The organism is Odoribacter splanchnicus DSM 20712 (assembly GCF_000190535.1).
Taxonomy (GTDB): domain Bacteria; phylum Bacteroidota; class Bacteroidia; order Bacteroidales; family Marinifilaceae; genus Odoribacter; species Odoribacter splanchnicus.
Map to the genome: position 1 here is coordinate 4378161 of NC_015160.1, position 14128 is coordinate 4392288.

Sequence of the window (14128 nt, forward strand, 5' to 3'; positions counted from 1 at the left end):
AAAAAGCTTATGAAAAAAAGAGTGATGACTTTTGTTGCCGCATGTCTGGCACTGAGTGTGTGTGCTCAGAAGAATGGACATACCGGTTATCCCATTACCCCGGTTCCTTTTACAGCTGTAAAAGTGAACGATGCCTTTTGGGGACAACGACTGAAAGCCAGCCGTGAAGTGACGATTCCGCTGGCATTCAGTAAATGCGAAGAAACAGGACGCTACAAGAATTTCGAAATGGCCGCTAATCCCGGTCCTCATAATAAAGTAACCGGATTTTCTTTTGACGATACCGATGTGTATAAAACGATCGAAGGGGCCAGCTATCTGTTGCAGACGTATCCGGATGAAAAATTGAAAAAATATATCGACAGTGTGCTGGTGATCGTTGCCAGGGCACAGGAACCGGACGGATATCTGTATACTTCCCGGACGATGAATCCGGAACACCCCCATGAATGGGCCGGATCGAAACGCTGGGAAAAAGTGGAAGACCTGAGCCACGAGTTTTATAACCTGGGGCATATGGTTGAAGGGGCTGTCGCTCACTATCAGGCTACCGGACAGAAAAACTTTCTGAATATTGCGATCCGCTATGCCGACTGTGTTTGCCGTGAGATCGGTGATAAACCCGGACAGCAGGTGAAAGTGCCCGGACATCAGATCGCCGAGATGGCTTTGGCGAAGTTGTATGTGGTGACCGGGGATAAAAAATACCTGGATGAAGCGAAATTTTTCCTGGATAAGCGGGGATATACGGAACGGAAAGACGAATATAGCCAGGCTCATAAGCCGATTCTGGAACAGAACGAGGCCGTCGGACATGCTGTCAGGGCTGCTTATATGTATTCCGGTATCGCCGATGTCGCTGCCCTGACCGGTGATCAGGAGTATATCGATGCGATCGACCGGATCTGGGAGAATGTCGTTACTAAAAAGTTGTATATTACAGGCGGAATCGGAGCTACCGGCAGTGGTGAAGCTTTCGGTAAAAATTACGAATTACCCAACATGTCGGCCTATTGTGAGACTTGTGCCGCTATCGGTAATGTGTATTGGAATTATCGCTTGTTTCTGCTGAAAGGAGATGCCAAATATTACGATGTACTCGAACGTACCCTTTATAATGGCGTATTGTCGGGGATTTCTCTGGACGGTGGGGCTTTCTTTTATCCCAATCCTTTGGAATCTATCGGCCAGCATCAACGTTCGCCCTGGTTCGGATGTGCCTGTTGCCCGTCGAATGCCTGCCGTTTTATTCCTTCTGTTCCGGGATATATTTATGCTGTGAAAGATAAGGAAGTTTATGTCAATTTGTTTGTGGCCAACGAATCGACCCTCGAAGTCGCCGGGAAGAAAGTAGGATTGAAACAGTCCACCTCTTATCCCTGGAACGGGGATATACGAGTGGCCGTGACTCCCCGCGGAATTTCCGATTTTGCGATGAAAATCCGGATTCCGGGTTGGGTGCAGGGAAAGGTCGTACCGAGCGATTTGTACCGTTATGCCGATGGCAAAAAACTGGGCTATACAGTGAAAGTGAACGGTAAGCCGGCAGAGAGTACGCTGGAAAAAGGTTATTTTACCATTCAACGCAAATGGAAAAAAGGGGATATCGTAGATATTCATTTCGATATGGAACCGCGGATTGTAAAAGCGAATTATAAAGTGGAAGCCGATCGTGGACGGGTATCCGTCGAGCGAGGACCGGTGGTGTATTGTGCCGAATGGCCGGATAATGATTTCAGTGTCCGGGGAATCCTGATGAATCAAACACCCGAATTTACCGTAGAAAACCGCAGTGATCTGTTGTACGGCATAGAGCTGTTGAAAACACAGGCTCAGACGCTGGAGTTCGATAAAGAGGGACGTCTGGAGGCAAAAGAAGTCACTTTATCCCTGATTCCTTATTATGCATGGGCACATCGGGGAGCCGGAGAGATGACCGTTTGGCTACCGATCGACCTGAATGCTACCCGTCCGGCAATGCCGCCGACGATTGCTTCCGAAAGTGAGGTTTCTGCCTCTCACCGGAGTAGTGCTATCTCGGCGGTAAACGACCGTTTGCAACCACAGAATCCCGAGGATCGCTCGATGCCTTATTACCATTGGTGGCCGAAAAAGAATACAACCGAATGGATTGTATACGACTTCAAAGGCGAACAGACTGTCTCTTCTTCTACCGTTTACTGGTTCGACGACGGCCCGTGGGGTGGTTGCCGGATACCGGAAGCATGGAAGGTATATTATAAAAATGAAGCCGGAGCATGGGTCCCGGTGAAAAATACGGCTGATTATCCGATTCAGAAAGATGCTCCCTGTACGGTGGAATTCGAACCGGTGAAAACCGCTGCGGTGAAACTCGAAGTTCAATTGCCGGAGGATAATGCGGCAGGAATTTTTGAGTGGGAAGTGAAATAACTTTTGGCTTACCTCGTCATTATTGTTATTTTTGTAAAGAAAATCAAACTAACAAAACATGAACTTATTGAAAATCATTTTTTTATTTTTCTGTACCTGGATGACAGGAGAGTTGACGGCCCAGACACCCTTTGAACGGTATTTTCTGGACAAGACACTACGGTTCGACTACTACCATTGCGGAGATAGCCGGAACCAGGAGTATTTTTTCGACGAATTGAAGGAAGAACCCTATTGGGCAGGTTCGAAAGTGTCTCTGCTGGATGATACCGGTTATGGGGTGCAATTGTTTAAAATCTTCGATAAAGCCAGTGGTAAAGAGATTTATTCCCGAAGCTATTGTACCTTGTTCAATGAGTGGCAAACCACTCCCGAAGCGCAGACTGTGCGTAAAGCCATGCCTGAGTCGGTGGTTTTCCCTTACCCGAAAAATGAGGTACGGATCGAGATCTATGCCCGTAACCGGAAAGGAGTTTTTGAAAAGAAATTCGAACAGGACATCGATCCCAATTCTTATTTTGTGAAAAAGTTTACTCCCCGCTACGAGACCTTCGAGGTGGCCTATAACGGTAATCCCTCGACGCGGGTAGATATCGTACTCGTTCCCGAAGGGTATACCCAGAATGAGAAGGAGAAATTTGCAGCTGCCTGCCGGGTGTTTGCTGAAGAGTTTTTCAGTTACTCTCCTTTCAAGGAGAATACTGCCCGTTTTAATATCCGGGCGGTGTGGTCCCCTTCGATGGAATCGGGTGTGACTATTCCCGGCGAACATGTATGGCGGAATACGGCGGCTCAAGCCCGCTACTATACCTTCGACTCGGAACGTTATCAAATGATCGAGGACTTTCAGGGACTCCGGGATATCGCTGCCCATGCGCCGTATGATCATATTTATGTGTTGTCCAATACGCAGAAATATGGTGGTGGCGGAATCTATAATTTTTATGGTATCAGTGCAGCTCACCATCCTAACCGTACCGGTAAAATCTATGTACACGAATTCGGACATGTGTTGCTGGGATTAGGGGATGAATATATTGGCAACGTGTCGTACAACGATATGTATCCGACCGATGTAGAGCCATGGGAAGCCAATCTGACCACCCTGACCGATTTCGGCCGGAAGGAATGGAAAAAGATGCTGGACACGAAAACGCCGGTTCCTACTCCTGTCAATGAAAAAACACCTCAGAAATTAGGGGTTTATGAAGGAGGTGGTTATGTGAATAAAGGAGTGTATCGTCCATGGCCCAACTGTCTGATGAATAACCTGCATACCATCGATATCTTTTGCCCCGTATGTAGTCAGGCGATCCGGAAGCAAATCGATTTTCTGTGTCGTTGATCGTACGGAGTAATTTTTAATATGCAGGCCGATGGTCCGGAGTGTTCCCGGAACATTCCGGAGTAGACATGCCTCGCTGAAAGATTCCGATCTTATCTGGAGAATGAACGCAATACTTGGAACGGACGGGCGATAGCCATGAGCAGGAGTAAACGAAAAAACGGACAGATTACGGTAAAAGTCGGCCCGGAAGGTATGCCGCAAGCGGTTCTTAAACTTAGGGCAGAATAAAAAAAGGGATATGTCGTCGAGACATATCCCCGGCTATTCATTAGCCCGAAATCCCAAGTCAATAGTTGAAAGAAAGCAGCCGGTTGAATGTATAATAGTTGTACACACGGCTTGGGAGGCCTGTTGGAGTATCCGGTCTGCTTTCAAACAGTAGCCTGATAATTGTATATATGTTGAGTGGATTGAGAAAAACGCGGAGCTGCCTTTAAAACAACAAAGCGTGGAACTTAACTCAATCTGGCAAGAACCACTGACAATGGTTAGGAACAGAAAGAGCAAGCTCACGCTTAGGTATCATTGATATACGAACCTCCTACGTGAGCGTTGCTACAATCGTTCTGATTTCCTATTTAAAAATTGTCAGTTTTCTTGCTTTCAGAACGCGTAATAGTAACGCATCAACATTTTGTTGACAGATACCTCTTGTATCTGTTTTACAAAGGAAAAGAAAAAATTGAAGATAAACAAGTGAATAATGATTTTTTATTAAAATTAAAAAATGTAAGTTTATTCGTCGTTACTAATTCGTCTTCGGTGACCGGTTTGCCGGGACTCACTTTGTTCCTGTTGAGAGAACCTGAAGTTCGGGGTACAACTTTTAAAACCTAAATAGAATTAGTGCGTAAGGTACTTAAAATTACTTCTTGCTTGTTTAAGGTTTATAAACCTTTTTTATTATCTTTGTTGAAAAAGAGAACCTTATGTCTATGCTAAAATTAGAATCTTTTTTCTTCTTTTCTTTCTTCCTGTTTCTTGCCGGGTGCGGAAATCAGAGTAAACCGGTTTCGGTTGAACAGGAAATAATAACTCCCTTGAGTGCAGGAAATGCGGTGAACGACCTGTTGCCGTATATCGATTCGGTTGAAGTTGTTCCTTTGGAGACTACCGGGAAAGCGTTGATCGGACTGGTGGGAAAAATACTGCTTTTGCCTAACGGAAATGTCCTGATTAAAAGTACTGCCAGCATGTTCATGTTCAGTCCTGAAGGAAAGTTTTTATTTCAAATCGGAAAGAATGGCCGTGGCCCCGAAGAATACCTTACTATCGATGATGTATGCCTCAGCCAGGATGCCCGGGAATTATGGATTTTGGGAGGATGTGAGATCGTGAAATATAGTACGGAGACCGGACGGTTTATCCGGAAAACGACACTGGAGCTTCCAGAGATATGTAATGGCTTCGATGCGATAGCGAGTGGACCCGGTCATTCGGCTTTTTTGTATTATTGCCCGCAAATGGACGAGAATAATTTTTCGGAAGATTTCTATTGTTTGTATCGTTATGACGAACAGGGGCGAATCCTGCAAAAATTTCTGCCTCGTAAAGACTATGGCCTGAATATAGCTCTGATAACCCAGACTAGCGATAATCGATATATTCTCCGGCCTCAGGATAGTGATAATATCTGTTATTATCTTTCGGATAGTTTGCCGGTACCCCGGGTGAAAATCGATTTTGGGAAAGAGACGATAAAAAACCGGTATTCATCGGATCTGCAAACTTATCTCCGTTCTGATTATTATAAAATGCCGGTCTATATTTACGATACCCGGGATTACTTCTATTTCTCGTATTGCGGACCTGAGGCAACCGATTGTTATTGTATCCACTCTTTTAAAAATAGCAAAACGATTACCTGGGAGAGAAAAGGAGATGATGCCGACGGGATGTTCATGATTGGGGGGGCCGATAAAGACTTTTTTTATGGTATCTATAACGATTACCGGGACTGGGATGAAATCTTACTGAATCGGCAGGATCTTTTAAAAAGAGCTATTATTCAGAAAACCCATCTCCGGATCCCGGAAGATAGCAACCCTCTGTTGGTAAAAGTAAAGTTTAAGTTTTAAGAGACTTTACCTTACTTTCCATTCCAATATTCCGGCTGATTTGCCTTCCTGTAACTGGGCGGTTAATCTCAGAGCTTTGGTTCTGACGGGCTGGAAGTGGACTGTACAATATTTATCTTTAGCGATTTCGTAAGGATCGGTATTTTTTACCGGCAGCCATTTCTCGCCGGCTTTGTATTCGAGACGCCAGGAGACCGGGAGTTGGAAATCGATATCGTAATGTCCTAATTCCAACCAATATACGGATGCTTCGGTGAGAGTCATCGGTTGGTCCCATTCGTATTGAGCCCATTCTTCTGTGCCAAAGCATTGCCACCAATTGTGAAACTGCATCGATTTATCCGCCGAATTGCGGGGTTCGAACCGGTCGTTCAAACCGTATCCTCCGTAAGGGATCGAAACAGAAGCCTGTGCTTGTGAAGCCAGGGTTTCTGTGCGGCGTGGAATGCTGGCCTCGCGGGTATAAGGGATCCATACATTCATTTCGTTGGCTCCGCGGTTGTCCCAGGCATAATAAGGAATGGCCGTCACGGAGGTTGGCAGAGTCGTATGGCCGTCGGAAAGTAAATGATATCCCTGGCCTTTTAAGGTCATGACACCGTGAAGCAGATCGGGCTTAAACTCCGGACTGAACGGAGTATCTTCCTCTGTAAACAGATCCAAAGCGTAACCGTCATGATCGCTGGCTTCGACACAATATACTATCGGACCGTATATTAGAGCATATTTGTTACGATCGTCGATAACTTGTGGGTCGGCGATCACTTTTCTGACTTGCATCGGTAAATTCAGGACGATTTGATCGTTACCCTTCCAGTCGCCTCGGAGAAGGGCATAACCGTTCCGGACTTCCGGTTTTACCGTTTTTCCGTTCAGGCTGATGGTATAACTTGGTGTATCTTTGTCGAGATAGGTATATAGGGTGCCGGGAAGAGGTTGCTGTTGTACCCAACCGGGAATACGCAAAGCCAGAGTAAACGAAGAAGCAGGAGAGTGATCCAAAGTCAGCTTGATCCTGCCTTCCCAGGGATAACGGGTTTCCTGTTTGATGCGGACCGGTTGGCCCTCCAGAGTTATTTGACCTTCGTTGCCCATGTACAGATTGACGAAAAGAGTATTCCCTCGGACGGCATACACATAACCCGGAATGGACGGCATAAAGCGGGTGATATTGGAAGGACAACAGGAACAACCGAACCATTCGCTCCGGTCATGACTACCGTCCGACATCAAAGGATTGTCGTAAAAATAACGTTTCCCATCGAGAGAGACTCCCGAAATGACTCCATTGTATAAGGCACGTTCGAGCACATCGTAATATTTCGATTCCCCGGTTAGTAAAAACAGACGGTAGTTCCAGTAGACATTGGAGATAGAGGCACAAGTTTCACAATAGGAAGTCATGTTCGGAAGTTCGTAATTTTCCCCGAATCCTTCTCCCCAGGCTCTGGCTCCGATACCTCCTGTGATATATAATTTCCGGTCGGTGATATTGTTCCATAGCCGTTTTGAAGCTTCGATGAATCCTTGATCCTGGCACAAGGCGGCGACATCTGCGACACCCGAATACAGGTAACCGAACCGCACGGCGTGTCCTACAGCCTCGTCTTGTTCCTTGATCGGTTTGTGGTCCTGGCTATACGGACTGGCAGGGCGCCCATCGGAGAGACGTCCCGCTTCCTCACAAAAATACTTCGCTTTTTCCAGGTATTTGGGATTACCGGTCACCCGGTACATTTTAACAAGCCCCATCTCGACAATGGGATGCCCCGAGGGCTGATGGATCTGTCCTGAATCTGTTCCGAAAACCTGACATACCAGGTCGGCATTCTTTATCGCGACGTCAAGTAAATGACGTTTACCGGTAGCATAATAATGAGCCGTGGCGGCTTCGTATAAATGTCCGCAGTTGTAAAGTTCGTGGCTATTGACTTTCTCCCAGCGACGGCTGCCCATCCAGCGCTGAAGGCGGTCACAACGATTGGTACGGCAAGTGTAAAGATAACCGTCCGGTTCCTGGGCTGCTGCTATCAGGTGGATGACACTGTCGAGATAATGGTCGAGCTGTGGGTCGTATTGCACTGCCAGCACGTAGGAAGCTCCTTCGACTACTTTGTAAATGTCGGTGTCGTCAAAGGGAAAATCTCCCTGGTGTTCTCCGGTTTTCAGACCTGCGGCAAGAGCGAAATTGTCCAGGCGGCCGTTGATTTCACATTGGTGAAAAGCCGTCGGGATGGATACTTCGCGATTTATACTCAGTTTAGGACTCCAAAAAGAATCCGCTAAATGGACTTGGGTGAAATTTACGGGTTGGATCGGATAATCGGTCACTTTTTTTTGACAAGCCACGAAATTCAGCATTCCGCAGAGTATAGATATGAATATTATTTCCCTCATAATTGTTCGGTTTACCTCTGCAAAAATAGAATAGGGGTAGGAAAACAAATATCAGAAATGTACGTTTTCATATCAATATTGTCCGGTAAGGAGAATTTTTTTGACAAAGGCAGAAAAAAATCGGCGCGACTTGCGGTTGCTGACCGGCACATTGCTGAGCGGGTGTGCCGGGTGTGCTTACCTCCTGTCGTACCAGGAGTCCCGCTTCGTTAGTTTCAGGTCTTTCAACAGACTGGAACGGACGTTGATCTGGAAATTGTAGGACTGGTGAGTGCCGAAGGGAATACAGGAAAAGGTCATTTCCCAGCAATGCAGGTCGCGGGTGAGGTTGAAACTGGTAGCCGTCACTTCTTTCTGCTGGAAGTCATAACCGGTGCTGTAGCCTATCTTCCATTTCGGGGTCAGGGAAAAGTTGCCGTTGATACGCACCATCTGCGAAATGGTATTGCTGCTCAAAGGTTTTTTGGCTCCGGGAGCGGTATTGCGCGAATAATTCTTCGAATAACTGAACGTATAGTCCAGACTGATACTCCAGGGAACATCGAAATCCATATATTCATCATAATGACCGTTCAGTCTATCGTTCTTTTCCTCTTTGTTTTTCCCGTTGTCCGAAGAGAATTGTATGCCCGAAGAAGCCGATACGCGGGTCAGACGTCCGATACCTCCATTGTACCTGTTGATTCTGACGGCATTGGCATTGATGGCATAAGGGTCTAACGTTCCGGTCAGGTTAATGTTGACTTTTTCATTGAATACTTTGGTCCGGGCCGATAACTGAATCACCGACCAGCGCATAGAATCGGCAAAGAAATTATAACTGGATTGTAAACGAAAGCTCTCCAATAGTTTTATTTTCTTATACTCTTCCTTGCCGGTGGTATCTTTGTCGTTCCGGACTTTCATTTCCAGGTTGTTGTCGAGGCTCAGGCTCAGGCTCCCCGATTCTTCGGCACCGGAAGGGGTTCCGTATAACTTGTTGTCGAATATAGAATATTCCTGATCGTTACCTTGTGAATCTGTGTAAGTTTTCCAGTATTTACTTTTAGGTACACCGATTTTAGGGGTATACGATACGCTGGCACTGGGGCGGATGACATGCCGGATGGCAAAGATTTTGCTAGTCGGTAAGAATTGATACATACCGTAAATCGTCGGGTTGTAAGAAAGAGACAGACTTGCGTTGTAATTGTGGGCGTAATGCAGGCCATATACCGTATCGACAGGGATATAACCCCCTCCCGGCATCGTAGAATCGGCTACCCAGTCGCCTTTACGGATCGAACTTAGATAGGCTACACCGTTATAAGTGAACGAGGGAGAAAGGGATAGGTCTTTTACAATATTGATGCTGGTACTCAATGGAATAGAATGTTTAAAACCATTTTGCCAGTCCCGGGCCATATTCTGGAAAGATTTTCCCAGTTCGGATTCCTTGGTCTGAATACTGTTACGTAACTCTGCATTGTAGGTAAAACCGATATTCTCATACCATTTTAATTTACCTGCACGTTCTTTACGCCGAAAAGGATATACCTGGGATACCCGGAAGTTCAGGTTCGGAAAAGAAAGTGAGATCGAGGAGTCACGGCTGTTCTGGTTGTGGGTAAAACTGGCTGTGATATTGAACGGACGGTCGGGCCACTTTTTGCTCCAGGAAATACTGGATTGTTTACGTTGGTTGGCTATATCATTGATATTGTTGGCGTTATAATAGTTGTTTGTTGCAGAAGACATATCTACCGAAGCAGAAAATGTCGTATAAGGGTTGGCTTTGGGATCTTGGGAATGTTGCCAGCGGATGGACCAGTCTTTGGACTGGGTATAGTCCGGAGTTCCTTTTTCACTGGTATGGTTCCGGCTCATCGAGAAATCGAAATTACCGCTGAATTTATACCTTTTTCTGTAATTCGAACCTACGTTGAGGCCCCACGACCCATTGGTATAGATCGTACCGGTAACCGTGAGGTCTACATAATCGTTGATAAACCAGTAGTAACCTCCGTCCCGCAAGTTGAATCCCCGCATACGTTCTTCACCGTAAGTAGGCATAATAATTCCCGAGGTTCCTTTTTTGGTGATCGGGAAGAATCCGAACGGGATAGCCAGAGGGAGAGGTACATCTTCGATGTAAAGATTGGCAAATCCCGAAACGACCTTTTTGTCCCGGATCATTTTGGCCTTGCTCAACCGTACGTAGAAGTGCGGATGATCGTGTTTGTCACAAGTGGTATACCAGCCGTCTTTGATACAATATACCGAATCCGACATTTTCTTGGTCAGCTTTCCCTGGACGTAACCTTCGCCTTGTTGGGTGATGATCTCTTTGACAAATCCTTTTTCTGTCTTGAAATTATATTTGAGATCCAGACTTTCGAATTCCTGGCTACCGTCCTTGAATTTGGGTTTGCCGACGATCGTACCGCTACTGTCAGGAAGACCGGAAGCATAAGCCAGGCTGTTTTCCATATCTAATTCGATGTAGTCGGCTTTTAATTCCGTCGTCAGATATTTGACAAAGGCATTTTTATATAAGAAAGTTTTTTTATTGGGAACATCCAGAATGATCGAATCGGCTGCATTGTATTCTACTACATCTTTAAAAAGAGGTTTCTCTGTTTTCGTACTATCCGTTTGGAGTGTATCGGATTGTACCTGTAGAGAATCCGACACAGTCGGACGGGGAGTCGAATCGGTTGCAACTCCGATATTGACTATTGCAAGTAGAGAATCCGACACAGTTGGACGGGGAGCCATTAAAGCCGAATCGGCAGCAGATAAACTGTCTCTGACCGATGCCGGACGTTTGACCGGGTGGTGGACTTCTTTAATCACCGGCCCGGGAGTTTTATCTTGAACCGTCGAATCTGGTTGTGCTGATTCTTGCTGCTTTCCCGCTGCTGTCTTTTCTTGCGTTTCGCTGGCGGCAATATCTTTCCGGGCATGTGAAGACCGTGATGCTACGGAACATGCTGCCATCATAAAAATGATGCAAATCGTAAGAAATTGAAGTATATTTGCTCTTAGTTGCAATTTATTATACTATTTTTGTGATGAATAAACGCATTCCGGTCCTTGGATTCGGTTTGCAAATGTAAGAAATATTGATTGTTAATAGCTAGCATTCTTTTTAAAAAGTTTTAAATATCATGATAATTCGATACGGACTTACCGGAATATTGTTTTGGTTACTGGTAATATTTTCCGCATATGAATCTATGGCTCAGAAAGAATCGGGAAAAATCAAATGTATTTGTATTGATGCCGGTCATGGTGGATTTGCTAATAAAGAAGGCGATCCCGGGGCAATCGGTGCCCTTACTCAGGAAAAACACCTCACTTTGGGAATTGCTTTAAAGCTTGGAAAGATGATCTCGGAACGCTATCCGGATATTCGGGTGGTGTATACCCGGACGAAAGACGTGCCTGTAGAGCTGAATAAACGGGGCAAGATCGCCAACGACTGTAAAGCCGATCTTTTTATTTCTATTCATATCAATTCCTGTAAAACTCCTTCTGTGCGGGGACTGGAGACTTATGTGCTGGGATCTACCCGAAACAAGGAAAATCTGGAAGTGGCGATGAAAGAAAACGCTGTAATCAGGCATGAAAAGGATTATGAAAAGAATTATGCCGGATTCGATCCGACAAGTCCCGAGTCTTATATTATTTTTAGTTTGATGCAGAATATCCATCAGGAAAAAAGCCTGGAACTGGCCGGTGCCGTACAAGAAGAGATGGTCAAAGCGACCAATCATAAAGACCGGGGGGTCAGACAAGCCGGTTATCTGGTACTGAAAGATGCAACAATGCCTGCCATCCTTGTCGAATCGGGTTTTATCTCTAACCGGGAAGATGAGAAATTTTTAATGTCGCAGGCCGGACAAACGAAGATCGCTACTGCTATTTTTAAAGGAATTGAAACTTATAAACGACAAGTAGAGAAAAAAAGTAGCGTGAACCGCTCCGGACAACCCGGACCGGTAGTGGCATCGGATGGAAATCAGCCCGTAAAGGCTGCAGAAGTACAAAAAACGCAAGTTGCCGAATCCGGAAAAAACGAATTGTTTTATGCTATTCAGGTGGCTTCTGTTCCTTCGAAAGTCAAAACTCCTGCAAAGCTTTGTACAGGCGAGAAGGTGGAGGAAATAAATTCCGGAGGACGCTATCGTTATTATGTGGCTAAGGATAAGGAATTAGATGTAGTGAAGAAAAAACTTTCTTCCGTAAAGCGTAAAGTGAAAGATTGTTTCATCATTGCGATATATAATAATAAAGTAATTACTGTGGCAGAAGCCAGAAAATTGGAGTCGGAAAAATAAAAAGTAGTAAGATATAAGATGTTATGGGAATGAAGGTTAAAAGAGAAGTGAAACTGGCATTAACAGCAATTGTTGCTGTTGTTATATTGATCTGGGGAATTAATTTTTTGAAAGCGAAAGCATTGTTCGACCGGAATAATGTGTTTTATGGTATTTATGACCGGGTGGATGGATTGAAAGTTTCCAGTAGTGTAATCTATCGGGGATATAGTGTCGGACAGGTCAGTGCCATACAGTTTACCGGTGAACGGTACGATAAGGTATTGGTACAGTTTACCGTGGGAAAAAAATTGCAGATATCTTCCAATACCATTGCTGCTATCCGTAGCGCCGACTTGATGGGCTCGAAAGCCATCAACCTCATCCCCGGAGATGCAACGACTTATGCCCAGAGCGGGGATACCTTGAGAACGGAATTGGAATTGGGTATCATGGAACAACTGAACAAACAATTGGAACCCTTGAAGAAGAAAGCCGAGACGGTAATGGTCTCTTTGGATACGGTATTGGTGGCTTTGCAGGAGATTTTTAGTGAAGATGCCAATGGAAATATCCGGGGGTCCTTGAAAAGTGTCAGCCGCACACTGGATAACGTAGAGCATGCTTCCGGTACTTTGAACGATTTGCTGGCCAACGAGTCCTCCCGGATTTCTAAAATTCTCGAGAATATCAATAGCATAACCGGAAACCTGGAAAACAGTAATGCGAATATAACCCGTAGCCTGGATAATATTACCGGGATCAGCGATTCGCTTAAAGCGGTTAATCTGGCTAATACCGTTCGTTATTTGAATAGTGTTTTGGCACAGACCGATTCCATTGTCATGAAGATCAACCGGGGGAAAGGTACACTAGGGGGAGTGGTGAATGACCGTGATTTGTATTATAATCTGACGGCAGTGAGTGAAAATCTCAATAAATTACTGACCGAATTCCGGCAAAATCCAAAACGCTTTGTGAATCTATCTTTGTTCGACTTTTCTTCCGGTAAATCGACCCAGGATACTTATGGGATCGTGATTGCGGAATCGGAGGAACCCTTGGCCTTGGATTCCGAATTATACCGGAAATATCCCGATTTAAGGGAAATGCGTAAAAACGGGAAATATCTTTATTTGATCCAAACTTATAAGAATTTGAAACAAGCGGAGAAAGATCTGAAAGATGTTAATAAAATCTTTAAACAATCATTTATTGTTAAAATTCAATAAAATCTTAATTTGAATCATTCTAAATAGTAGCGTTGCCGTTGTGGTGATTATTAACATAATGATGTGTATAATATGTTTGTTATGTTAATATGTTGCGAGAAACTTTTCCTTTAAGCTGAAACGATTAGGTTGGGTACTCTCCTTTTTTTAACTTTTGAATATGATAAATGGGGTATAGGTATTTTAATAAAAATAAATGATTTTGATGGAGTGTAATATATTTGTTATCAGATGGTTATATTTAATGTCTTGGTTCTTAGTTGATAAGCTTTTTTTGAATATAACCAAGTAAAATCCCATTTTTTTTATGATTTTTTTTTATGGAATTTAGCATGCTGAAAAGAGGCGGGTTGTGAAAAG

At 44.7% G+C, this 14128-nt stretch carries 7 protein-coding genes; 5 read left to right on the top strand and 2 right to left on the bottom strand.

Features of this window, described 5'->3' with window-relative positions; all coding sequences use genetic code 11:
• Positions 1 to 9 precede the first annotated feature (9 nt).
• From ODOSP_RS18505 to ODOSP_RS18520, 3 genes are all read left to right on the top strand, one after another.
• Positions 10 to 2412, top strand: a complete 2403-nt coding sequence (locus tag ODOSP_RS18505; protein WP_013613781.1) for a glycoside hydrolase family 127 protein — start codon at positions 10 to 12, stop codon at positions 2410 to 2412.
• A gap of 58 nt (positions 2413 to 2470) precedes the next feature.
• On the top strand, positions 2471 to 3757 hold the full coding sequence (locus tag ODOSP_RS18510; RefSeq protein WP_013613782.1) for a M64 family metallopeptidase: 1287 nt from the start codon (positions 2471 to 2473) through the stop codon (positions 3755 to 3757).
• A gap of 938 nt (positions 3758 to 4695) precedes the next feature.
• Entirely contained in the window at positions 4696 to 5838 is a 1143-nt protein-coding gene (locus ODOSP_RS18520) for a 6-bladed beta-propeller (RefSeq protein WP_041557068.1), read from the top strand.
• Positions 5839 to 5844: 6 nt separating this feature from the next.
• Here the strand turns inward: ODOSP_RS18520 and ODOSP_RS18525 are convergent, their stop codons facing one another.
• Together ODOSP_RS18525 and ODOSP_RS18530 are read right to left on the bottom strand one after the other, a co-directional pair.
• Positions 5845 to 8235, bottom strand: a complete 2391-nt coding sequence (locus tag ODOSP_RS18525; protein ID WP_013613785.1) for a glycoside hydrolase family 127 protein — start codon at positions 8233 to 8235, stop codon at positions 5845 to 5847.
• 177 nt (positions 8236 to 8412) lie between these two features.
• Complete coding sequence (locus ODOSP_RS18530) at positions 8413 to 11070, bottom strand: putative LPS assembly protein LptD (protein WP_202194622.1); 2658 nt, start codon at positions 11068 to 11070, stop codon at positions 8413 to 8415.
• 383 nt (positions 11071 to 11453) lie between these two features.
• On the opposite strand from ODOSP_RS18530, the gene ODOSP_RS18535 reads away from it, so the two are divergent.
• Positions 11454 to 12557, top strand: coding sequence for an N-acetylmuramoyl-L-alanine amidase family protein (locus ODOSP_RS18535; protein ID WP_228026199.1), 1104 nt, complete (start codon positions 11454 to 11456; stop codon positions 12555 to 12557).
• A gap of 29 nt (positions 12558 to 12586) precedes the next feature.
• The gene (locus ODOSP_RS18540) at positions 12587 to 13768 is read left to right on the top strand and encodes an MlaD family protein (protein WP_013613788.1); all 1182 of its coding nucleotides are present in this window, start codon (positions 12587 to 12589) and stop codon (positions 13766 to 13768) included.
• Positions 13769 to 14128: the final 360 nt, after the last annotated feature.